General features: G+C 45.9%; 20 protein-coding genes and 2 tRNA genes. 8 read left to right on the forward strand and 14 right to left on the reverse strand.

Annotated elements, in window-relative coordinates; genetic code table 11:
• Window positions 1-24: 24 nt before the first annotated feature.
• Window positions 25-1,278, reverse strand: coding sequence for a hypothetical protein (locus AC58PV_RS20335; RefSeq protein WP_497434188.1), 1,254 nt, complete (start codon window positions 1,276-1,278; stop codon window positions 25-27).
• Window positions 1,279-1,436: 158 nt separating this feature from the next.
• Between AC58PV_RS20335 and AC58PV_RS20340 the strand changes: the two genes are divergently transcribed.
• On the forward strand, window positions 1,437-2,048 hold the full coding sequence (locus AC58PV_RS20340) for a DUF7010 family protein (RefSeq protein ID WP_497434189.1): 612 nt from the start codon (window positions 1,437-1,439) through the stop codon (window positions 2,046-2,048).
• A gap of 132 nt (window positions 2,049-2,180) precedes the next feature.
• Here the strand turns inward: AC58PV_RS20340 and AC58PV_RS20345 are convergent.
• The 3 genes from AC58PV_RS20345 to AC58PV_RS20355 form a co-directional block, all read right to left on the reverse strand.
• Window positions 2,181-2,254, reverse strand: a tRNA-Ile gene (locus AC58PV_RS20345).
• Between the two features lie 10 nt (window positions 2,255-2,264).
• Window positions 2,265-2,341: transfer RNA gene (locus tag AC58PV_RS20350), tRNA-Met, on the reverse strand.
• Between the two features lie 89 nt (window positions 2,342-2,430).
• Window positions 2,431-2,595: a hypothetical protein gene (locus tag AC58PV_RS20355; protein WP_164483565.1), complete on the reverse strand. Its 165-nt coding sequence runs from the start codon at window positions 2,593-2,595 to the stop codon at window positions 2,431-2,433.
• 225 nt (window positions 2,596-2,820) lie between these two features.
• Between AC58PV_RS20355 and AC58PV_RS20360 the strand changes: the two genes are divergently transcribed.
• Both AC58PV_RS20360 and AC58PV_RS20365 read left to right on the forward strand, forming a co-directional pair.
• Window positions 2,821-4,221 carry a dipeptidase gene (locus AC58PV_RS20360; protein ID WP_497434190.1) on the forward strand — a complete coding sequence of 467 codons (1,401 nt, stop codon included), beginning with the start codon at window positions 2,821-2,823 and terminating at the stop codon, window positions 4,219-4,221.
• A 30-nt stretch (window positions 4,222-4,251) separates the two neighbouring features.
• Window positions 4,252-4,755, forward strand: a complete 504-nt coding sequence (locus AC58PV_RS20365; RefSeq protein WP_497434191.1) for a GNAT family N-acetyltransferase — start codon at window positions 4,252-4,254, stop codon at window positions 4,753-4,755.
• 389 nt (window positions 4,756-5,144) lie between these two features.
• Here AC58PV_RS20365 and AC58PV_RS20370 read toward each other — a convergent pair whose 3' ends face one another.
• Window positions 5,145-5,543 carry a RidA family protein gene (locus AC58PV_RS20370; RefSeq protein WP_497434193.1) on the reverse strand — a complete coding sequence of 133 codons (399 nt, stop codon included), beginning with the start codon at window positions 5,541-5,543 and terminating at the stop codon, window positions 5,145-5,147.
• Window positions 5,544-5,565: 22 nt separating this feature from the next.
• Window positions 5,566-6,441 (reverse strand): 4-hydroxy-tetrahydrodipicolinate synthase, encoded by an 876-nt coding sequence (dapA, locus tag AC58PV_RS20375; protein WP_497434194.1) that lies wholly within the window; start codon window positions 6,439-6,441, stop codon window positions 5,566-5,568.
• Between the two features lie 121 nt (window positions 6,442-6,562).
• On the opposite strand from dapA, the gene AC58PV_RS20380 reads away from it, so the two are divergent.
• Window positions 6,563-7,444: a LysR family transcriptional regulator gene (locus AC58PV_RS20380; RefSeq protein ID WP_497434195.1), complete on the forward strand. Its 882-nt coding sequence runs from the start codon at window positions 6,563-6,565 to the stop codon at window positions 7,442-7,444.
• Window positions 7,445-7,636: 192 nt separating this feature from the next.
• Here AC58PV_RS20380 and pyrE read toward each other — a convergent pair whose 3' ends face one another.
• The 7 genes from pyrE to pyrR all read right to left on the reverse strand — a co-directional run bounded on the left by pyrE (window position 7,637) and on the right by pyrR (window position 16,375).
• Complete coding sequence (gene pyrE / locus AC58PV_RS20385; RefSeq protein WP_497434196.1) at window positions 7,637-8,278, reverse strand: orotate phosphoribosyltransferase; 642 nt, start codon at window positions 8,276-8,278, stop codon at window positions 7,637-7,639.
• A gap of 39 nt (window positions 8,279-8,317) precedes the next feature.
• Complete coding sequence (gene pyrF / locus AC58PV_RS20390; protein WP_497434197.1) at window positions 8,318-9,049, reverse strand: orotidine-5'-phosphate decarboxylase; 732 nt, start codon at window positions 9,047-9,049, stop codon at window positions 8,318-8,320.
• Window positions 9,050-9,064: 15 nt separating this feature from the next.
• Window positions 9,065-12,274 carry a carbamoyl-phosphate synthase large subunit gene (carB, locus tag AC58PV_RS20395; RefSeq protein ID WP_497434198.1) on the reverse strand — a complete coding sequence of 1,070 codons (3,210 nt, stop codon included), beginning with the start codon at window positions 12,272-12,274 and terminating at the stop codon, window positions 9,065-9,067.
• Window positions 12,261-13,433, reverse strand: a complete 1,173-nt coding sequence (carA, locus tag AC58PV_RS20400; RefSeq protein WP_497434200.1) for a glutamine-hydrolyzing carbamoyl-phosphate synthase small subunit — start codon at window positions 13,431-13,433, stop codon at window positions 12,261-12,263. Before carA ends, carB begins: the two co-directional genes overlap by 14 nt.
• Before the next feature lie 183 nt (window positions 13,434-13,616).
• On the reverse strand, window positions 13,617-14,900 hold the full coding sequence (gene pyrC / locus AC58PV_RS20405) for a dihydroorotase (protein WP_497434201.1): 1,284 nt from the start codon (window positions 14,898-14,900) through the stop codon (window positions 13,617-13,619).
• A 21-nt stretch (window positions 14,901-14,921) separates the two neighbouring features.
• The gene (locus tag AC58PV_RS20410) at window positions 14,922-15,830 is read right to left on the reverse strand and encodes an aspartate carbamoyltransferase catalytic subunit (RefSeq protein ID WP_497434202.1); all 909 of its coding nucleotides are present in this window, start codon (window positions 15,828-15,830) and stop codon (window positions 14,922-14,924) included.
• Entirely contained in the window at window positions 15,827-16,375 is a 549-nt protein-coding gene (gene pyrR, locus AC58PV_RS20415; RefSeq protein ID WP_497434204.1) for a bifunctional pyr operon transcriptional regulator/uracil phosphoribosyltransferase PyrR, read from the reverse strand. The genes AC58PV_RS20410 and pyrR overlap by 4 nt, the downstream gene beginning before the upstream one ends.
• Window positions 16,376-16,773: 398 nt before the next feature.
• Between pyrR and AC58PV_RS20420 the strand changes: the two genes are divergently transcribed.
• The 4 genes from AC58PV_RS20420 (at window position 16,774) to AC58PV_RS20435 (ending at window position 22,307) form a co-directional block, all read left to right on the forward strand.
• The gene (locus AC58PV_RS20420) at window positions 16,774-18,498 is read left to right on the forward strand and encodes an ABC transporter ATP-binding protein (protein ID WP_497434205.1); all 1,725 of its coding nucleotides are present in this window, start codon (window positions 16,774-16,776) and stop codon (window positions 18,496-18,498) included.
• A complete protein-coding gene (locus AC58PV_RS20425) occupies window positions 18,495-20,375 on the forward strand; it encodes an ABC transporter ATP-binding protein (RefSeq protein WP_497434206.1) in 1,881 nt (626 codons plus the stop codon). The genes AC58PV_RS20420 and AC58PV_RS20425 overlap by 4 nt, the downstream gene beginning before the upstream one ends.
• A 71-nt stretch (window positions 20,376-20,446) precedes the next feature.
• Complete coding sequence (gene dapD / locus AC58PV_RS20430; RefSeq protein WP_497434207.1) at window positions 20,447-21,157, forward strand: 2,3,4,5-tetrahydropyridine-2,6-dicarboxylate N-acetyltransferase; 711 nt, start codon at window positions 20,447-20,449, stop codon at window positions 21,155-21,157.
• A 28-nt stretch (window positions 21,158-21,185) separates the two neighbouring features.
• A complete protein-coding gene (locus tag AC58PV_RS20435; RefSeq protein ID WP_497434209.1) occupies window positions 21,186-22,307 on the forward strand; it encodes an N-acetyldiaminopimelate deacetylase in 1,122 nt (373 codons plus the stop codon).
• A gap of 512 nt (window positions 22,308-22,819) precedes the next feature.
• Here the strand turns inward: AC58PV_RS20435 and AC58PV_RS20440 are convergent.
• Window positions 22,820-23,974 carry an aminotransferase A gene (locus AC58PV_RS20440; protein ID WP_497434431.1) on the reverse strand — a complete coding sequence of 385 codons (1,155 nt, stop codon included), beginning with the start codon at window positions 23,972-23,974 and terminating at the stop codon, window positions 22,820-22,822.
• Window positions 23,975-23,977 lie beyond the last annotated feature (3 nt).

A 23,977-nucleotide genomic window follows, 5' to 3' on the forward strand; every position in this document is an offset into this window, starting at 1 on the left:
TTCGCCGCCTCCTGAGCATCATGTCTATTCAAATACGCGGATAAATTCGCCATCATAGAAAGGCTTCATGGTGTTGCTTTGTTTGTAAGCATTTTTATCACTAACTTCAAGATTCATATCCACATAAATTTTACCTGCCATATTCGGATGAATCATGCCCTGCTTCTTTTCACCCTTCGAATCTGTGTAAGTAAACATAGGAGTTGTCGACATATTGTATTCGAAACTAAACGCATCCTTGTTTGGATATTCGCTCTCATAACCAGCATTCACGGATTCAGCATACGTTCCAGCTACTTTGTCGCCATCTACACTTGTAATTGAAACTGTTCGCTCACCGATTTTCACAAACTTACCATCTTTGTCCATAATAATATCGTTTTTATACGTTCCCACATATTTAGAGCTGAATCCACTATTACGACTAACCTTTTCAACCTTGACTGTTGTTAGATCAGGTTTTGTAATCTTCGTACTGCCAATTTCAGACAGTTTAAAAATTACATTCAGGTTCAAATCATGCTGAACCCCATTTTTATCCTTACCTGATAGCGTGACTTCACCCATCAAATTTTCTAAATAACCTGATTTATTCTCATTCGCCGTTCCTACTACCTTTTTCACGAAAATATCGCTCTCTATCTCTGGTAAATCTCTTTCACTATCTAACATCTGCTTAATCCCGAAGGAGGAGACTGCGTTCACGAGGGCTGGCACTTGTGTCTCGGACAAACTTCCCGAATATACTTTACCCCCATCCGTTCCTTCCTCAACTTGTACATTATCTTTCAATGACCCCACTACAGCATCAACAATTTTCTCAACTTCTGATGCTCCCTTTTCTTTAAAAGGATTCCTAAAATCAGCTGGTCCTTTACGGTCTGGGTTCATGTCTGTCGAATTTTCAAATACATAATATGTATTGTCCGATTCATTCTTGTCAATGGTTTGCTTTTTATCCACATACGTATATCTAGTGGTCGTTTCACCTTTGGCGTTCTTCGTTACCTCGTTGTTCTCTTTCACTTGGTTCACTGTATCCATTTTCTGAAAATTGGACGATTGAAGTAAAATTTGATCATTATTTTTCAATGTATACATCGTCTCGATCGAATAGTTGCTAAGGCCGCTTTCCATCACGGATGCGGTATTTTTCACCGAACCCTTCAACCGGTCATACCCAGATCCTAACAGCGCATCAGCGAATGCCGTAGATACGAATAAACAAGCTCCAACCGAAAAAGAAAGGACTGTAATTGATTTTTTACTAAGTTTCATTTCTCTTCTCCTTTTTTCTATCAATTTGCGGGAAACGTTTCCTTACTAGTTATTTTAGTATACGCTTATTGAATCCATCTAAATGGATTATTAACAAAGTATTAACTCTTTCCATGACGATGTAGAAACTAAGTTGAATGATAGGAGTCTGATGCATATTGCGTGAAAATGTAAAATTATCTAAATCAGCTGTCCTGGGGGCAGCAAATGGCGTCATGTTCATGACTTTCTTCGGTGCGCTATGGTCGTCCATTGGCATTGTTGGTTCACATCAACTTGTTCCTCTCTGGCCACTTGTTCTTGCAATTATCGTGACTGTCATCTTATTGTTCGGAGCCATTTCACTTTTTCTTACAGCTCGCAGCATAAATCTTACCGTTACACCTAAGGAAAGGGAAGATACGCGACAAATCAATCGAAAATTTGGCTTGATATTTGGGTTGGAAGGTCTTGCGATTTTTATTGCCAGCATCATTTGTAATAAACTCGATTATTTTGAAGTCTTTTTCCCTGTGATGGCGATGATTGTTGGCATTCATTTCTTTCCTTTGGCATCTTTGTTTCGAGAAAAATTTTATTATGGTACGGGGATTGTACTGTGTATATTAGGTATCATTTCATTATTCTTACCAATGAACATTACGTTCGGTGATGGTGATGTACCTGTCGTTCTCATGTCTACGTTTATTGGTTTTGGCTCAGCGTTGACGTTATGGGTGACGGGTTTGAGAATCTGGATGACGATGCTAAAAAAACTAAAGCTTCAATGATTCGTGTCGTGTGCACAAGCGTGCATAAACAAAAACAAGCCTCTCCTTCCACCAACATGAAGTTGAGAACGAGGGGCTTGGTTAGTCTTTAAAATAAATAAAAACCCTTATCTATCAAGGGTTTCCGTGCTATGGGCCCAGAGGGACTCGAACCCCCGACCAATCGGTTATGAGCCGACCGCTCTAACCAACTGAGCTATAGGCCCTAATGAAATTTGGTTGCGGGGGCAGGATTTGAACCTGCGGCCTTCGGGTTATGAGCCCGACGAGCTACCGAGCTGCTCCACCCCGCGTCATGTGTACCGATCAACAGCGACAAAAATAAATATACACTAACGGCGATGGCTTAGTCAAGCGTTAATTTTATGCATAATCATTTCGTTTACGTATTGTATCTGACACCAAAGCGACCTTTCTTCGACTTGTAAACCTCCACTTCCTGCGGGCACTCATAGCCATAAATCCACCAATCTTCTTCCATACGTTTTGCCAAAACGCCTGCTTGAAACTTCGAATCATATAATTTCGCCCAATAGATCCAGTTCATAGTTATCACTCCATTGTATTCAGTTCATTACTTGTAGCTTATCCATAATAAGGTTCTCTTATTAGCAGGCTGTCTTCACCTATGATTGAAAATGAAAAAAACGATATAATTGACCATATGATAATTAAATTGTGACGGTTTACACGGATAGCAGGATTTCACCTGTTTTTGGGGAAGTTAAGTGATGTAGACTATTTTGGCAACAGAAAAGAGGAGAACACGCACATGATCGAAACAATCAAAAGCTACCTACATACGCATAGGGATGAACACATAGAGGAACTCATGGCATTTCTGCGGATTCCAAGCATAAGCGCAGTTGCCCAGCACCAACCAGATATGCTGAAATGCGCGGAGTGGACAGCTCAATCCCTACAAAAGGCCGGTCTCGAAAACATTGAGATCATGCCTACGAAAGGTCACCCCGTTGTGTATGCGGATTGGTTGCACGCGCCTGACAAACCAACGGTATTGATCTATGGTCATTATGATGTTCAGCCTGCTGAGCCTTTAGAGTTGTGGGAAACACCTCCTTTTGAACCTGTAATCCGAGATAATAAGCTGTTCGGCCGCGGCAGCACAGATGACAAAGGCCAATTGCTGCTTTATGTGAAGGTTGTTGAAGCCTTTCTTCAAACACATGGTTCACTTCCGGTTAACGTGAAATTCTGCATTGAAGGTGAAGAAGAAATTGCAAGTAAGCATCTTCCTTCCTTTGTTGAAGAACATGCTGCCAAATTGCAGGCTGATTCCATCGTACTATCCGACACGCAAATGCACGGCCCAGGTAAACCCGCACTTATGTATGGACTTCGCGGCTTAGCTGGTTTCGAAATTACGATCGACGGTGCGAATAGCGATCTGCATTCGGGTCTTTTCGGCGGCGCGGTACAGAACCCTATTCACGCAATGAGCAAGCTTCTTAGCTCGTTCCATGACGAGCAAGGACGTGTAGCTGTGCAAGGGTTCTATGACCGTGTGATCGAACTTTCGGACAAAGAGCGCGAATCGTTCAAGCAAGTAGAACCTGACGAAAGCAAGGTTCGTACGAATTTGAACGTCACAGAGCTGTATGGGGAGCACGGCTTCTCCTTTTACGAGCAAACAACATCCCGACCTACGCTTGAAATCACTTCGGTTAGTGGCGGCTTCCAAGGTGAAGGGATTAAACCTATCATTCCGAATCGAGCCACAGCTAAGATTGCATGTCGCCTAGTCGCTGCGCAGGTTCCTGAAGAAATCATGGATCTGGTCGAAGCGCATATTCAGGCACAGTCTCTTCCAGGTGTGTCCGTAACCTTAGATCGCCAATTGCGAGGTAATCCATTCATTACACCGATAGATGAGCCCGTTATGGTAGCAGCGGCAGAAGCCTATGAAGCAACTTTCGGTGAGTGGCCAGTTTACACACGTAGCGGGGGCTCAATTCCGATTGTCGAGGTGTTAGGACGCGTCTTGGACGCACCTGTCGTACTCATGGGCTTTGGTTTACCAGGAGAGAATCTTCATGCGCCGAATGAACATTTCCATTTAATGAACTGGGACAATGGAACAGAGACGATTAGTCGTTACTGGATGAAGTTAGCTGAACTGAGTGCAACGTCTACAGAATCTAACAATGCTTAATTTAGAGCTACAATTAAAGGAGTAACTTCAATGGGGAATCAATTACACGTGCGAGATGCACGAATAGAAGATTTAGCAGAAATCGTGCGTATCTACAATTCCACAATTGCAGGACGTATGGTTACTGCCGATACTGAGCCCGTCACAACCGCTTCACGTGAGCACTGGTTTCACGAACACTCTGCTGATTTCCGTCCGCTTTGGGTGCTTGATAATGGGAACGGCATCTGTGGCTGGCTGAGTTTTCAGTCGTTCTATGGACGTCCCGCTTATAACGCTACGGCGGAAGTCAGTATTTATGTGGATGAAGCCTATCGAGGCCAAGGGATCGGCCGATATTTGATGGAACAAGCACTGGAAGCTAGTCCTAAGCTAGGGCTCAAGTCGCTGTTAGGGTTTATTTTTGGGCATAACGAGCCGAGCCTACAGCTTTTCCGCAAATTCGGGTTCACCGATTGGGCGCACTTACCTGGCGTAGCTGAGCTGGATGGCGTTGAGCGGGATCTGATCATTTTGGGCAAACGTGTTGGTTAGTCCCCACTCGCATCATGAATAAGCGCTACACCTCCCTACTCGCCGAGATCATAATCGGGATGTAGGTGAGGTATAGCGCTTTTTTGTGTTCGTCATGTGGGTAACACCGCGTACGAACGCGACCCTTTTCTCATTTAGATGGAAAAAATACAGGTAAATCAGTCGATTTTATATTAATTATAGAAATAAATGGATTTCCTACAGCTAATCTTGACGAAAACGAGGATTATGATCGAACGAGCTGAAATTAGCTGCATATTTTCCATCTATTTCATAAAAAAGGTTAAAATTCGTTAAAATAGATGGATAAAATCCATCTATCCGCTAAAGTCTTGCTAAACTAGATTACTCAAACCCATACTCACTACTTTTCACATTGCTGAACCTACTCATCCCAACTCATCCATCGCCACAATTGCCTCTACCTCTATCTCAATCAGTAATCGCGGGTCAATCAGCGCCTTCACTTCAACCATCGTAGCAACGGGCTGCACATCACCGAAATACTCCCCATGCGCCTTGCCGAACGCTTCCCATAACGAGATATCGGTCACGAACATCCGGGTTCGCACCACGTCAGATCGCTGTGCACCAAGCTCTTGGAGCGCCTGTTCAATCGTCTGAAGGATGAATCGAGCTTGTTCATAGGCATTGCCTACGCCAACAACCTCTCCGTCTTTCATCGCTGTGGTCCCGGCTACCTCAATTCGGTCACCGACACGGATGGCTCGACAGTACCCGACTACAGGCTCCCAAGGTGAGCCCGTAAACACTCTCGTTCGATTCATTACACAATCGCTCCTTCCTTTTTTACAGATACGCTGCTAATTTATCTTGTAATCCCGCTGTCACCGGCAATAATGGCAATCGTAATGTCCCGGAATCAATGACACCTTGCTGGTGAAGCAGCCATTTGATCGGAGCGGGATTCGGTTCTTGGAATAGGAGTCGGATGAGTGGAAGCAACGCCTCGAACTCTTGTCGGCTTTCCTCATGGGCTCCATTACCAAAACTGCGAATAAAAGAAACAAATCTCTCCGTCTCTACATTCGCTGAAGCGCTCATAACCCCTTTGGCACCTGCCTGCAGAGCTGCATACAGCAAGGTGTCCTCACCACACAAAACAGGTTTAGAACCCAGTCTACTTAATTCTGTGACTAATCCAATATTAGGCGTGCTGTCCTTCATCCCGATAACTCCATTGAGATCAAGGATGCTCCTAACCGTATCCACCTCAAGTGTTACCCCTGTACGATGTGGCACATCATACAGAATCACCGGTACGCCAACTCCTGCTACTTGGCGAAAATGTTCAATAATTCCCTGCTGGCTAGGCCGATTGTAATAGGGTACAACAACGAGAACTGCTTCTGCTCCAAGTTTGCCCGCTTCTTCTACTTTCCTAACCGTTGAACGTGTATCGTTCGTGCCGGCTCCTACAATTAAAGGTACCTCAACATGAGCAGCGTCGCGTGCAGCTTGAGCTGTCGCGAACAACACCCCAAGCTCGTCTTTCGTAATCGTTGGTGATTCTCCCGTTGTCCCATTTACAACTAATCCATCTATTTCATCTTGAAACAAATTGTAAGCTTGATTATAGAAAGATGCAGCATCCACTTCATACTCTTCATCAAATGGTGTAACGATGGGTACAAATAACCCCTGTAGGTCTTGTTCTTTTAACAAAATAACCAACTCCCTGCCTCGTTTGTTTGTACATTCACTTTAGCATGGAACTCTTCATCACAGTTAGCTATAATAAATGATAGAACTCATCAAAAATATTGATAACAAAGCGAGGTTATACATGGATCTTACGTATTTCCGCACCTTTCGGGAGGTTGCCCGTAGGAAAAGCTTCACTCGTGCTGCCGAGGAATTAGGCTATGCCCAATCGAGCATTACGATGCAAATTCAAAAGTTGGAACGTGAATACGGTGCTCCTTTATTTGAAAGGTACGGCCGAACGCTACGCCTGACTCCACCTGGTGAAAGCTTGTTAGTGATCGCGCAACAATTGCTTGAGCTCTATGACCAATCCAAGGAAATGATCGCCAATCAAGTTAGTGGAACATTGACCATTGGGACCATTAACTCTTTAGCCGCCTATTATTTGCCTCCCTATTTACATAAGCTCAAACAGCTGTATCCAGGTTTAAGTATTCAACTCTTTCCTGACAGCGAAGCTTCCATAATCACCAAAGTCAAAGAAGGAGATTATGATATCGGCCTATTATTAGATCAATATCCAGCAGATCCCTCTCTCGCTTGTACAAGTGTACGTGAAGAACAACTCGTCTTCGTTGCACCCTTAGATCACCCTTTAACGCAGCAAAAAGATATTCAACTTGCTGATCTGGGGAGTACAGAATTTATTGTCACGGAAGAAGGATGTATCTATCGCGGCAAATTTGAAAGATTGCTGAAAGACAATGCCGTCGCCTTGCAAATTGGATTCGAGCTCGGCAACGTCGAAGCCATCAAACAATGTGTGATGAGCGGCCTAGGCATCGCCTTGTTGCCTCGAATCACAGTCGCGAGTGAGCTGGCCACCGGCAAGCTTGTACAGCTTCCTTTTACGCATAACCAATTAACAATGGACTTACAACTCGTGCTGCATCCCAAAAAGTGGATGTCCCAACCCTTGGAAACGTTCATTCAATTCGTAACGAAACAACCCCGAGAATGAAAAAAGAAGCTCACCTTTGCGAAAAGGTAGAGCTTCTTCTACGTATTAGCTATTTTCAAGATCTGCACCCCGATAAGGCGCCGATTGTACGGTAACCTGCATGGTTTCGCAAAATCTTGCCGTCGTTACAAGACCACTTTAGTATAGAGGAATCCTACACCATTCGTCAAATCTCGTCACAACAGCGATTAATTATACACCGTAAGCAGATGGATTTACTCTCCATGAACGCAAGAGTTCCATATCTTCGGACTGGATCTTGCCTTTTTCCAAAGCGACTTCAAGCAGAGTTGAATAGTTAGAAAGCGTATGAAGAGGCATCTCAGCCGCCGCGAACGCATCCGTTGCTTTATCCAGTTGATAGGAGAAAATCGCCAGAACACCAAGCGCTTCAGCTCCTGCATCTTTGACCGCAACCGCTGCTTTCAACGAGCTGCCTCCAGTGGAAATCAAGTCTTCAATCACGATGACTTTTTGTCCTGGTTTCACGGAACCTTCAATCAAGTTCTCTTTGCCATGTCCCTTTGCTTTGTCACGAATGTAGATCATCGGAAGGCCAAGCTTCTGAGCTACCCAAGCCGCATGAGGAATGCCAGCCGTAGCTGTTCCCGCTACAACTTCAGTCTCAGGGAATTTTTCCTTGATCAACTGGGCGAAACCATCGGAAATGGCCTCACGGATCGCAGGGTGCGACATCGTCAAACGATTATCACAATAAATCGGAGATTTCAGTCCTGATGTCCATGTAAAAGGTTGTTGTGGACGAAGCGCCACCGCTTCAATCTCTAATAAGGACGCTGCAATATGCTGCGCGATTGTGTCAAGTTTACTCATTCACGTTCACCGTTCCCTTCAAGGTTAAAATGCAAGTACCTACACGATCGACTCGATAATCGCTTCAATCGCAGCTCTTGGGTCCGCTGCGCCCGTGATCGGTCGCCCGATCACGACGTAGTCCGTCCCCTGCGCGAACGCCTCAGCCGGCGTCATAATACGCGACTGGTCGCCGATGTCGGCACCAGCCGGGCGGATGCCTGGCGTCACGGTGATGAATCCATCACCGCATGCCGCCTTAATCGCCGTCACCTCAAGCGGTGACGCGACGACGCCCTGCAGCCCCGCGGCATGCGCCAAGCGGGCATAGCGAATGACGGCCTGCTCGGTTGTACCGGCAAGGCCGATCTCATCATTCAGCACCTGCTGCGAGGTGCTGGTCAATTGCGTCACGCCGATCACGATCGGGCGTACTGATGACCCAACGGCTAGTCCCTTGTCGACTCCCTCCAAGGCAGCCTCCATCATGTACTTGCCTCCGGCAGCGTGCACATTGAACACATCAACCCCAAGGCGCGTCACGCTCTCCGCACCACCCTTGACCGTGTTCGGAATGTCATGCATCTTCACGTCGAGGAACACCTTATAGCCGCGATCCTTCAGACTCGCGACAAAGGTAGGACCTGCAGCATAAAACAGCTGCATTCCTACCTTTACATAACACGGAATGCCTTCGAGCTGCTTAAGCAGCTCTTGGGCACTTTCCGCGTTCGCGTAGTCCAAGGCGACCATAATGCGTCCGGTAACATCGTTGCGAGTTAACGTACTCATCTTTGGCACCGTCCTTTAGACATGTATTGGCATTGCACGTGAGGAGAAGTTAATTGCTTCAAGCATATTCACTAGCGCTCTAACAGTATCAAGGGATGTCATACACACGACACCATTCTCAACTGCTTCACGACGAATGCGGAAGCCATCGCGCTCAGGCGTTTTGCCCTTAGTTAATGTGTTCACGACGAACTGCGCATCACCGCTGCGGATGAGGTCAAGAATGTTCGGGGAACCTTCACTAAGCTTGTTAACCGTCGTTACTGGAAGACCTGCTTGTGCAATTGCATCCGCTGTCCCGCCAGTTGCGATGATTTTGTAACCAAGACGGTAGAAACCTTTCAAGATTTCAATCGCTTCTTCTTTATCTTTATCCGCTACGGTTACCACGACGGAACCTGCAGCAGGGATCTTCATACCAGCACCGATCAGACCTTTGTATAGTGCTTTTGCAAAGTTCACATCACGGCCCATAACTTCACCCGTTGATTTCATTTCAGGCCCGAGTGTTGTATCTACACGGCGAAGCTTCGCGAAGGAGAACACAGGCACTTTGACAGATACATATTTATCTTCTGGCCATAGACCACTTTGATAACCCATATCCGCAAGCGTTTGACCCATGATAACGCGTGTTGCCACGTTCGCCATTGGGATGTTCGTCACTTTACTTAAGAATGGAACCGTTCTGGAAGAACGCGGGTTAACCTCGATCACATAGACTTGATCGTTATGAATAACGAACTGGATGTTCACAAGACCAACGACATTCAGCTCAAGACCGATTTTCGTCGTAATATCGATAATTTGTTGCTTGATCTCATCGGAGATGGATTGTGGCGGGTAAACCGCGATCGAGTCACCGGAGTGAACCCCTGCGCGTTCCACGTGTTCCATGATCCCTGGGATCAACACGGTTTCTCTATCGCAAATCGCGTCAACCTCTACCTCTTTACCAAGCATGTAGCGGTCGATAAGAACCGGATGTTCAGGGTTAATTTTTACCGCATATTCCATGTAGCTTAGCAATTCTTCATCGGAGTAGACGATTTCCATTGCACGACCACCTAGTACGTAGGAAGGACGAACGATTACCGGGTATCCGAATTTCGCTGCTGTACCGACTGCTTGGTCAACGGACGTTACTGTGCCGCCTGGAGGCTGTGCAATCGAAAGTTTGCTAAGCAAAGCTTCGAATTTCTTACGATCTTCTGCTGTATCGATACTTTCTAGGTCAGATCCTAGGATACGAACGCCTGCTTTGTGCAGCGGTGCTGCCAAGTTAATCGCAGTTTGTCCACCGAATTGGACGATAACGCCGATTGGTTGTTCACGCTCGATTACGTTCATTACATCTTCGAAGAATAGTGGCTCGAAGTACAAGCGATCCGATGTGTTGAAATCTGTTGATACTGTTTCTGGGTTATTGTTGATGATAACCGCTTCATAACCAGCCGCTTGAATTGCCCACACAGCGTGAACTGTTGAGTAATCGAACTCAATCCCTTGACCGATACGAATTGGACCCGATCCAAGCACAACCACTTTTTGTTTCTCAGTCTCAGTTACCTCATCTTCTTGCTCATATGTGGAGTAGTAGTAAGGCGTCGAAGCTTCGAACTCAGCTGCACAAGTATCTACCATTTTATAAACAGGTTTGATGTTATGTTGCAAACGGAATGCTCTTACATCCGCTTCTTTCGTGAAGGTACTGCAGCCTGCCAGTGTACGAATTTCCGCAACAGCGCGGTCTGTGAAGCCTTTGCGCTTGATATCGAAAATGAGTTCAGCAGTCAGATCTTTAGCTGCAATTTCAGCTTCGAAAGCAATCAAAGCACCTACTTTATTCAAGAACCACCAGTCAATTTTCGTGATGTTTTGCAATTGTTCCACGGTATAACCTCTGCGGAACGCCTCAGCTAGTAAGAATAGACGCTCATCATCAGGTTTTTGTAGACGCAATTCTAATGTTTCTGTATCAAGCAAATCCGTTTCTTTCAAGAACAGACGGTGAACGCCGATTTCAAGGGAACGAACCGCTTTTTGAATGGACTCTTCGAAAGTACGGCCAATCGCCATGACTTCCCCAGTCGCTTTCATTTGTGTACCTAGTTTACGGTTAGCCGCAGTGAATTTATCGAACGGCCAGCGTGGGATTTTGGATACGATGTAATCTAGTGCTGGTTCGAAACAAGCGTAAGTTTGCCCAGTAACCGGGTTAACAAGCTCATCTAGCGTGTAACCAATCGCAATTTTTGCTGCCATTTTCGCAATCGGATAGCCTGTCGCTTTGGATGCAAGCGCGGATGAACGGCTTACACGCGGGTTAACTTCGATGACGTAGTATTGGAAGCTGTGTGGATCAAGTGCGTATTGTACGTTACAACCACCTTCGATGTTCAAGGCGCGAATGATTTTCAGGGATGCGGAACGCAGCATTTGGTACTCACGATCCGACAATGTCTGGCTTGGTGCTACTACGATACTATCGCCTGTATGTACGCCAACTGGATCAAAGTTCTCCATGTTACACACAACGATACAGTTATCGTTCGCATCACGCATAACTTCGTACTCGACTTCTTTCATACCCGCGATACTGCGCTCTACGAGACACTGACCGATCGGGCTGTAACGAATACCGGAAGCAACGATTTCCGTCAGCTCTTCCATTGTGTTACAGATACCGCCGCCTGTTCCACCCAGTGTGTAAGCAGGACGAATAATGATGGGGAAGCCAATTTCATTAGCGAAATCAACGGCTTGAGCCACTGTAGTCACGATAACGCTATCTGGTACAGGTTGCTCTAGTTCTCTCATCAAGTCTCTGAAAAGGTCACGATCTTCCGCTTTCTCAATCGCCGTCAACTGTGTACCTAGTAGCTTAACGTTCTCGCTCTCTAGAACGCCTGCACGAGCAAGTTCAACCGCCATGTTCAGACCCGTTTGTCCGCCAAGTGTTGGCAGCAAACCGTCTGGACGCTCTTGACGAATGATTTGCGTCACGAATTCGAGTGTAATTGGCTCGATGTATACTTTGTCAGCCATGTTCGTATCTGTCATGATCGTAGCTGGGTTGCTGTTGATCAGAATAACTTCCATGCCTTCTTCTTTCAAAGCTTGGCAAGCTTGTGTTCCTGCATAGTCAAACTCTGCCGCTTGACCAATAACGATCGGTCCGGAACCGATAACGAGAATCTTTTTGAGTGTATTATTTTTTGGCATATTGCAGTTCCTCCTTCACAGATGTCGATGCCGTGGAAGCATTCCACTGAGCAAGCATTTGCGCTTGGCGCGGCTGCTGTGGGTTATCTAGTTTGTGCTGACGAATCAGCGAGATGAAATCATCGAACAGGTAGCTGGAATCGAATGGTCCAGGTGCTGCTTCTGGGTGATACTGCACCGAGAATGCTGGGTATTGCTTGTGGCGTAAGCCTTCGATCGTGCGATCGTTATTGTTAATGTGCGTCACTTCAAGGTTCGTTCCTTGTACGGAATCTTCCTTTACCGTGTAGCCATGGTTTTGCGATGTAATGTAGCAACGTCCGGAAATCAAATCTTTCACTGGGTGGTTACCGCCGCGGTGACCGAATTTCAATTTATCAGTGTCCGCGCCGCAAGCAAGTGCGAACAATTGGTGACCTAAGCAAATTCCGAATAATGGAATGTCGCCTAGCAAGCCTTTAATCATCTCAACTGCGTGTGGAACATCCTTCGGATCCCCAGGGCCATTGGATAGCAATACGCCGTCTGGTGCCAAGCGACGAATTTGTTCAGCTGTTGCATTCTGTGGAACGACGACTACGTCGCAATCACGTTTGCTTAGATCACGGATAATCCCGCTTTTTGCGCCGAAGTCAACAAGTACGATTCTTTCTTTGTGACCAGGTGCACCGAAAACGCTTTTCGTGGAAACACGGGAAACTTGATCCGTCATAAGCGGTGTATTTTTAAGAGTAGCCATCAATTCTTCGACGGATTTATTGGAAGTCGTAATGATACTTTTCATTACGCCATAGTGACGAATTTTGCGAGTCAACATACGTGTGTCGATGCCGCTGATGCCAACAATGCCGTATTCTTTCAACAGGCTGCCAAGCGTGTATTGCGCTCTCCAGTTACTTGGAATTTCTTCATGCTCACGCACGACGAAACCATGGATGAATGGACGCACGGACTCGAAATCATCACGAATCACACCGTAGTTCCCTTGAAGTGGATACGTCATCGTTACGATTTGTCCACAGTAGGAAGGGTCCGAAAGTACCTCTTGATAACCAGTCATACCTGTGTTAAAAACTACTTCGCCGACGGATTCACCTTCACTACCGAACGATTTTCCTGTAAAAAGAGTGCCGTCTTCCAGCAACAATCTTGCCTGCATGTTCTTTCAACTCCTTCGCTATTGTCAGGCGGTTCTCTCGAACCGCAGATGTCATGCTTACGATATTACATGTCACGATCTTGCATAAACATAAATCTTCTTGTATAAATATACACGATTTTTGATGCATCGTATAGATGCTTCTCGTGATTTGGGCTTTCTAATTAAGGCTATTTCTTGAACTTAGGAGTACACTACTTTACCCGAAGCAATCGTCACAACCGGCCAACCGCGCAGCTCCCACCCAATGAATGGCGTGTTCTTGCTGCGGGATACGATCTCTTCTTTCAAAACCGCTTTCGTTGTATCGAGATCAACGATTGTGATGTCTGCCGCGCTGCCTACTTCTAATGTTCCGTATGGAAGACCGAATACATCAGCAGGCTTCTTCGTCATACGATCCACTAGGAAACCAAGTGTCCATTTGCCAGTAAGCACGAATTTTGTATAGAGCAAGGAGAATGCTGTTTCGAAACCAAGGATTCCGAATGGTGCTAGCAACATGCCTTTCGCTTTCTCTTCTTCCGTATGCGGCGCATGATCTGTCACGATAATGTCGATGGTGCCATCTTCCAACGCTTCGATGACAGCCTGTACATCACGTGGTGTGCGAAGCGGCGGGTTCATCTTCCAGTTCGCATCCATTCCTGGAATGTCTTCTTCCGATAGCAGCAGATGATGTGGGCAAACCTCTGCTGTAACCTTGATTCCGAACTGTTTCGCGTGACGGATCAATCGAACCGATTGTTCTGTACTGACGTGACATACGTGGTAGTGTACCCCAGTTGCTTCCGCTAGCAACACGTCGCGGCCAACATGAATCGCTTCGGATTCGTTCGGGATCCCTTTCAGGCCATGCTTCGTGGCGAAAGTCCCTTCGTTTACAGGGGCACCTACAACCAACGTGTCATCTTCGCAATGTGCGATGATCGGCATGCCAAGTGATGCTGCTAGTGCCATCGCATCTTTCATCATTTGCGCGCTTTGTACGCCTACGCCATCGTCTGTATATCCGATAACGCCCGCTTCTTTCAACGCTGCGAAATCCGTTAACTCACGGCCAAGCTCGTTCTTCGTAATCGTTCCGTAAGGAATGACGCGAACGACGCCTTCTGTTGCCGCTTTGTCCAATATGTAGTTGACAGTGTCTACCGTGTCAATTACAGGGCGCGTATTCGGCATACAAGCGATCGTTGTAAAACCGCCTCTTGCTGCAGAACGTGTACCCGTTGCAATGTTTTCTTTATGTTCGAAACCAGGTTCTCTCAAGTGTACGTGCATATCAATGAATCCTGGCGATACTAGCTTGCCTGCAGCGTCGATCACTTCATGACCTTCTGTTTGTGGTACATCACCAGTCGAAGCATCAACAACCTGTGCAATTTTATCGTTTTCGACTAAAACATGTTTTTTCGTTTGAACATTATTCGCATCAACGGTAAGTCCGTTTAGAATCCAAATTCCCATTTTGTGAAATCCTCCTCCAATTTATGATAGAGCTCGTTCGATGACTGCCATACGAATCGGCACGCCATGCGCAATTTGCGTGAAAATTTTGGACTTCTCATGTTCCACTAGTTCATCATCTAGCTCCACATTGCGGTTCACTGGAGCTGGGTGCATGATGATCGCATGAGGGGCCATGCGGCTTGCGCGTTCTACTGTCAAACCGTACTGCTCGCGGTACTCTTCAGCAGATTTGATCAATCCTGTATCATGGCGTTCTAACTGCACACGAAGCATCATGACGACGTCCGCTTTCAATGCTTCCTCGAAAGAAACATATGGCGCGAACTCCGCTAATTCTGGAGCCTGCATACTCGCAGGTGCACAGAACTGAACTTTCGCTCCCAGGGCGATTAACCCCCAGAGATTTGAACGTGCTACTCGGCTGTGAAGAATGTCTCCGATGATGGAGACCGTCAACCCTTTGATCGCGCCGAATTGCTTGCGCATTGTATAGAAATCAAGCAACGCTTGCGTTGGATGCTCATTATTACCGTCTCCCGCGTTGATGAGCGGGATTTTGATTTTCTCAGCGAGCTCTTGCAGCACGCCATTGGGCTTCAGTCGAATCACACCGGCGTCAATCCCCATGGATTCCAGCGTACGAACTGTGTCGTAAATGGACTCACCTTTTTGCACACTAGATTCAGCTGACGAGAAGTTCAGCACATCTGCGCCTAAGCGCTTTTGCGCTAGTTCGAAGGAGAACCGGGTTCTTGTACTATTTTCAAAAAATAAGTTCGATACGAATTTGCCATTGAATTGGTTATTGACTTTGTTAGGGCTTTGTTCCCAATAGGCTGCACGATCAAGAATGCTTGTGATCTCCTCTGCACTTACGCCTTTCAGTCCCAAGAAATGTCTAGTTGTATATGTACTCACGCTACTCACTCCTGTTTCCCCCTTTGGATAATAACTTCATCTTTATCATCAATTTCAGTTAACATCACTTCAATGCTCTCACTCTTGGACGTTGGTACATTCTTGCCCACATAATCAGGTCGGATTGGAAGCTCCCGATGCCCTCTGTCCACAAGTACAGCCAATTGAATCATTTGCGGTCTGCCCAAATCAATTAGCGCATCCATCGCGGCTCTAACCGTTCTTCCGGTATACAGCACATCATCGAACAGGATGATTTTGCGATCTTGGATTTGCATTTTGCCGCCTTCTTGGACGTTTTCCACCGACCTGACTTTCACGCGATCATCGCGATAAGACGTGATGTCAATCTCTCCTACTGGCATCGGCACGCCTTCAATTTCAAGAATCCGTTCTGCTACTCGCTTCGCTAAGTAAATGCCTCGGGTCCGAATACCAATCAAGGTACAATTCTCTACACCTTTATTCTTTTCCAGTATCTCGTGTGCAATCCGCGTAAGTGCTCTGCGAATTCCCATTTCATCAATAATGGTGTGTTCGGTGGTCTCGTTCATCGTTTTCGCCTCCTGGCTAAACTATCTTCGTCAGCATTCACATACGTTTGATGGCGGTAAAACCAAAAAACTCCTTGCCCAATTCTTGGCAAGGAGTTTACGAGTGCATAAAGAGATAGAGCGGGGCTAGTGGATGCGCACATCCTTAAGCTTACTGAATACTCGACTCAGTATTACCCGACTTTTCTTATCGTTTTACCTTGCCAGCCTCTCTGGACTGTTTTTAAAGGCACATATGTAATTAAAAGAATTATGCCACTTTCGACACCATAAGTCAATATTTTTCGATCTTCTTTTTTTGAGCAAAAATGAGACCATGTGTTATAATTTACATATAAACTCGCTTTCCCACCTAGTAAATTCCAAATCTATGAGGTTACAAAATGAAGGAGGAAACTATGTTCAAATTGTTTAGGTATTTGAAACCTTACCGGGTTTCGGTGGTTGCCATCATTACACTCATGCTGTTGCAATCGCTTGCACAACTGTACTTACCAACCTTACTAGCAGACATCGTAGATGTAGGGGTAGTCAAAGGCGACGTGAACTACATTCTTCGATTTGGTGCTTATATGCTTCTGGTTGCCATGGGCGGCATGGCCTGTGTCATGGTCGCTAGCTATTTGCTTGCTAAGACAGCAACCGGATTCGGGAGAGATTTACGTCGTGCCCTCTTCTCTCATGTCGAGAGCTTCTCTTTGCATGAATTCGATAAGCTTGGAACGTCTTCTCTCATTACAAGAACAACGAATGATATCGCACAAGTACAACAATTAGTCGTCATGATGCGAATGTTTATTGGTGTACCAACCATGCTCGTTGGTGGCGTCATAATGGCCTCGTACAAAGATACGCATCTTGCAATTGTCCTGTATGCGGTCATCCCCATTCTAGTCATTGTGATTGCCGTGATTATGCGTACAAGTCTTCCCTTATTCAAAACGCTGCAAATTAAAATCGACGGCATCAACCTTGTTTTGCGAGAACATTTAACCGGTATTCGCGTCATCCGTGCATTTAACCGTTCGGGTCATGAGAAAACGAAATTCGAACGAGCGAATCTTGATTTCACCCAAATCGCTGTAAAAGTCAATACGATCATGGCTACGATGATGCCGATCATGATGCTTGTATTTAATCTTGGCATCGTTGTCATCCTATGGTATGGCGGCATTCGGATTGATAACAATCAGATGCAAATTGGGGATTTGATGGCTTTCATCCAATATGCGATGCAAATTATGTTCAGCATGTTCATGATGACGATGATATTCATGATGATTCCGCGCGCATCTGCATCTGCAGTACGTATTAATGAGGTCCTTGCTATTCAGTCCAACATACATAGTGCAAACCATGCACAAACACTTCAATCTGATCAAACCGTCGTTGAATTCAATCATGTGACTTTCAGTTATCCGGGAGCTGAACAGCCAGCTGTTCAAGACATTTCTTTCCGAGCACAGCCTGGAGAGGTTACTGCGATAATTGGAGGAACAGGTTCTGGCAAAACAACCCTCCTCAATTTATTGCTTCGATTCTATGATGTGGAATCTGGCACAATTGCGTTGAATGGCCAACCGTTGCCTTCCCTTTCCTTAGAGAGTGTACGAAACCAAATCGGCTATGTGCCTCAGAAAGCTGTCCTATTCTCAGGAACAGTTGCGGATAACCTCCGCTTCGGAAATGATAACGCGACAGATGAGGAACTAGCCGCTGCAGCTTCGACTGCGCAAGCCGCTGATTTCATTCAAGGCATGAAAGATAATTTCAATTCCACTCTCGCCCAGGGCGGAACAAATCTATCAGGCGGCCAGAAGCAGCGACTAGCTATTGGACGAGCACTTGCACGTAAACCGAATATTTATATTTTCGATGACAGCTTCTCGGCCCTTGATTTCAAAACCGATGCGAAGCTGCGTGCTGCGCTTAAATCAGAAACTGCACGAGCAACCATGATCATTGTCGCACAGCGAGTCAGCACCATTATGGATGCGAATCAAATTATCGTTTTAGATGAAGGAAGAATTGCAGGAATCGGTACGCATAGCGAGCTTATGAGAACCTGTGAGGTTTATCAGGAAATTGTTGCTTCTCAGCTATCAGAGGAGGAAAGTGCATGAGTGAGAAACCCAAAGAACAGGGGCGACCGGCTGCTGGTATGAATCCAGGTTTCATAGGCCGTGGCGGCATGGCTGGCATGGGAATGCCTGTCCAGAAAGCGAAGAATTTTAAAGCTACTTTGAAAAGACTCATGACCTATTTGCAGCCTTTTCGTGTGTCCATATCCTTTGTACTTCTAGCCTCCATATTGAGCACATTGTTTGGTATCATCAGTCCGAAACTGATGGGGAACGCGGTTACGAAGTTGTCCGAAGGTGCTATTGGCAAAATGAAAGGGATCGCAGGAGCCAAAATTGATTTTGATGCGATTCTACAGATCATTCTGATCCTAGCTGCTCTCTATATATTCAGCTCTGTCCTCTTGTACATTCAACAACGGATTATGGTTGGGGTTACACAGCGCATTGTCTTCAATCTGCGACGTGATATCAGTGAGAAACTTACTCGTGTTCCACTCTCCTTCTTTGACGTTAGAAGTCATGGCGATACGATGAGCCGTGCAACGAACGATGTGGACACAATCAGCTCCACGATGCAGCAAAGCTTAACGCAGTTGATCACATCCGTTGTCACTTTAATCGGTATCATTATCATGATGCTGACCATCAGTCCGCTGCTCACCTTAGCTACAATTGTTACGCTGCCGCTTAGCATATTTGGAACCAAGATGATTGCTACCCGTTCTCAAAAATATTTTAAAGGGCAACAACGAACGCTTGGCGAGCTCAATGGACACGTAGAAGAAATGTATACAGGGCATACGATCGTTAAAGCTTTTGGGCGGGAAAAGAAATCCGTTGATACGTTCAATGAAATTAATGATCGGCTGTACCATTCTGGTTGGAAAGCACAGTTTATTTCAGGGCTCATCTTCCCTTTGATGTCCTTCATCGGCAATATTGGTTATGTGCTCGTGAGTGTCATCGGTGGCATCATGGTTACTCATAACGCCATTAAAATAGGAGACGTTCTCGCCTTCATTCAATATTCCGGGCAATTTGGCATGCCTATAACACAAGTGGCGAATATCGCGAATGTTATTCAGTCTACGATCGCAGCAGCAGAGCGCATTTTCGAATTACTCGATGAAGATGAAGAAGTTTTGGAGAATAAAGTAACTGACTCCGTTGCTCAGGTTAAGGGACATGTTCAATTCGATAATGTTTCTTTTTCCTACAAAACAGATACCCCCCTTATCAACAATATGAATATCGATGTGAAGCCAGGACAAACCGTAGCGATCGTGGGACCCACTGGTGCAGGCAAAACAACGATAGTCAACCTGCTCATGCGCTTCTATGAATTGCAGAGCGGCCACATTTCTATTGATGGAGTCGACTCGCGCAATATGTCTCGCAGCCATCTTCGTGGACTTTTCGGCATGGTATTACAGGATACTTGGCTCTTTAACGGCACGATCCGCGACAATATTGCTTATGGACGTCATGGTGCTACGGATGACGAGATTGTAGAAGCCGCGCGCGCGGCATATGCAGATCATTTCATACGTACGCTGCCGGATGGGTATGATACGATTTTAAATGAAGAAGCGTCCAATCTATCCCATGGTCAAAAGCAATTGCTCACCATTGCACGTGCAGTACTTGCTGACCCTGCTATATTAATTCTTGATGAAGCAACAAGTAGTGTGGATACGCGAACTGAAGTTTCTATCCAACGTGCTATGAACAATTTGATGGCAAATCGCACGAGTTTCGTCATTGCACACCGGTTATCTACGATCCGAGAAGCTGATCTTATTCTAGTGATGAATCAAGGAATTGTCATTGAACAAGGCACTCATGGCGAGTTGCTCGAACAACAAGGCTTCTATGCAGAACTCTATGAGAGTCAATTCGCACAAAAAGCTGTGTAAACAGATTGGCTCAATTGCTCCCTTTCTGCTAATATAGGAGAGTCAATCATAAATTTGAAGGAGATGTCACCATGTCTGAAATGAATACCCTAGAAATTATCCAGTTTATTAAAGAAAGCCAAAAGAAAACTCCAGTCAAAGTATATGTAAAAGGTAACCTTGATGGCCTTGAGTTTGGCGAAGGCAGCCAAGCGTTCATTACTGGCGGCAGCGGTGTCGTTTTCGGTGAGTGGAGCGTACTTGCGCCGATTCTAGAAGCTAATAAAGATAAAGTCGTTGACTTCGTAGTTGAAAACGATCGTCGCAACTCCGCTATTCCTATGTTGGATCTGAAACACATCAACGCTCGCATCGAGCCAGGCGCTGTTATTCGCGACAAAGTACATATCGGCGATAACGCAATTATCATGATGGGCGCACTTATCAACATCGGAGCTTCCGTTGGCGATGGCACGATGATCGACATGAACGCAGTTCTAGGCGGTCGCGCACAAGTAGGTAAAATGTGTCACATCGGCGCTGGCGCAGTTGTCGCTGGTGTTATCGAGCCGCCTTCTGCACAACCATGTGTGATCGAAGATGACGTTCTTGTTGGCGCTAACGCGGTTATCCTAGAAGGCGTGCGCATCGGTAAAGGTTCCGTTGTAGCTGCTGGAGCTATCGTTACGCAAGATGTTGAAGAATACACGGTAGTTGCAGGCGCTCCTGCACGCGTCATCAAAAAAGTAGACGATAAAACGAAATCCAAAACCGAAATTCTAGCAGACCTACGTACCCTATAAGGTCATCTAGATCTGGAGGGAAATCGTTATGCTTAGCCCTTTTGTAGAGCTGCGACGTCAGTTGCATCAAATCCCGGAGCCGGGATTCCAAGAGTTCAAAACACAGCAGCTCCTTCTTGACCAGTTGGCCAAGCTCCCGCAAGATCGTTTAACCATTCGGACATGGCGTACGGGGATTCTCGTTTATATCAAAGGCTTAAACCCAAGCAAACGCTTTGGGTATCGCGCTGATATGGACGGGCTTCCAATCACGGAAGAGACGACGTTGCCATTTCCCTCCCAGCATCCGGGCTATATGCATGCTTGTGGGCATGATTTTCACATGTCGATCGGCATGGGCGTTGTGACTCACTTCGTAACGAATCCGATGCAGGATGATCTTGTTGTGTTGTTTCAACCAGCTGAGGAAGGCCCTGGCGGTGCATTGCCGATGTTAGCTGCCGAGGAATTGCAAGATTGGATGCCTGATCAGATGGTTGCACTCCATATTGCACCAGAGTATCCTGTCGGTACAATCGCTGTTCGTCCTGAGATCCTTTTCGCTAACACATCCGAATTGTTCATTGATCTCCTTGGCAAAGGAGGCCATGCGGCCTATCCGCATCAAGCGAATGATATGATCATCGCGGCAACACAGATGATTGGACAGCTTCAAACGATCGTGTCACGTAACGTGAATCCTTTGGATTCCGCAGTAATCACGATTGGCAAAATGGAAGCTGGAACGAAGCAGAATATCATCGCGGAGAGGGCTCGCTTAGAGGGCACGATTCGCACGCTCTCTGCAGCTTCAATGAACAAGGTCAAGGGACGTATCGAAGCGGTCGCCGCGGGTATTGAAGCTTCCTTCGAATGCCAAGTCACAATTGATTGGGGCTCGAATTACCGCCAAGTGTATAATGATCCTGCCTTGACTGTTGAATTCATGGACTGGCTTCGTGGACGTGATAACGTCACATTGTTCGAATGTACGGAAGCGATGACTGGCGAAGACTTTGGTTACTTCTTGGAGAAAATTCCTGGCTTTATGTTCTGGTTAGGTGTCGAAACACCTCATGGCCTGCATCATGCCAAACTTGATCCCGATGAGCGCGCCATAGATGTAGCTATTGATACAATTACCGCCTATCTCCGATATAAATCTAGCTAAACACGAATAAGCCTCTCGATCGCCTCCATGCGGAGATAGATTGAGAGGCTCTTCTATTTCCAACTTTTCTCCTCCAACGCCTTTCACTCTACTCTCCAGCTTGACTTTATGCTAGTTTAATTCACACATCATCCTAACTTTACTCCACTACGTTTCCCTAACTTTCCCCCAATCCATAACCTATGATCTCTTGATCGCAATACAACTCCCCGTTTATTTCCATCCAGCCCCACACTATTCAAACTTATTACCGAACAAAAATATAACTGGATTTTATGTAGCTAATTTCAGCCTAAAACATTCTAAAACACAATTAAATGGATTTCATGCAGTTATTCCCCCTCATTTTCTTTAAATCTAGCATTTCCTTTGAAATTAGCTGTAGCTTTTCCATCTAAACTATTATATCGGGTAAAACCGCCCGAATTAACTGTATATTTTCCATTTATTAGAGAATATTTGGGTTCATACAACCAAAAAACCACCGCTGTAAACCAGCGATGGTTACCTTACTACAATTTACTTACGAAGCGCTGAAGACGATCCAACGATTGCTCCAACACTTCTTGTGCATAAGCATAGGAAATCCGGATGTACCCTTCCCCGAAGGACGTGAAAGCATCGCCTGGCACAACGGCAACATGCTCTTCCTGTAACAATCTCATCGCAAACTCTTGCGACGACAAACCGAACTTCGCAATAGAAGGAAACAGATAGAACGCTCCGTCAGGCTTTTCCAACTCAATCCCCATTGCGAGCAAGCGATCATAAACGTAGTCCCGGCGGGCAACATAGGCTTCACGCATTGGAAGTGCATCGTCGATTCCGACTGTTAACGCCTCCAGAGCTGCGTATTGGCTTACTGAGCTCGCACAGGTCACATTGTACTGGTGAACCTTCACCATGTGCGCTGTAAGGTACGCAGGGGCCAGTGTAAAACCTACACGCCACCCCGTCATAGCATGAGATTTGGACAAGCCATTAATGACGATTGTCTTCTCACGTAACTTGCCAACAGTAGCTATGGAATGGTGTTGGACCCCATACACGAGTTCACTGTAGATTTCATCTGATAAAATAAATAGTTCGCGATCAGCTAATAGTTCTGCTAAATCAGCAATCTCCTTCTCCGTAAGCACCTGACCTGTCGGATTTGACGGGTAACATAGAATCACGCAACGTGTTTTCTCGGTCAAGTATGGCGCCAACAGATCAGCAGTTAATTTCAAGCCATTCGCTCTTGTATCCACATAGACAGGAACGCCACCTGCCAAGTGAATCAAAGGCTCGTATCCAGGATAAATCGGAGCCGGAATAATAACCTCAGCACCTGGGGTCAAAATTGTACGCAACGTAATATCTACAGCTTGGCTCGCACCTGCTGTGACGATAATCTCATCCGCCGCGCGATACGATTGGCCATATTTGACTTTGACATAGTTAGAAACAGCTTCTCTAAGCTCGATTAAGCCTGGGTTTGGCGTGTAGACTGTTTTGTTCTGATCCAAAGCCCTTTGGCCTGCCTCGATAATATGCCGCGGAGTTGGGAAATCAGGCTGGCCTATTGTTAGAGTTAAAGCACCAGGAATCGTACTGACTAGATTTGAAATTTTGCGGATACCTGATATTTGAATATCTTTGACCTGCGGGTTAACCAAATGTTCCAACAT

It is taken from the genome of Paenibacillus sp. J22FR83 (genome assembly GCF_059691955.1).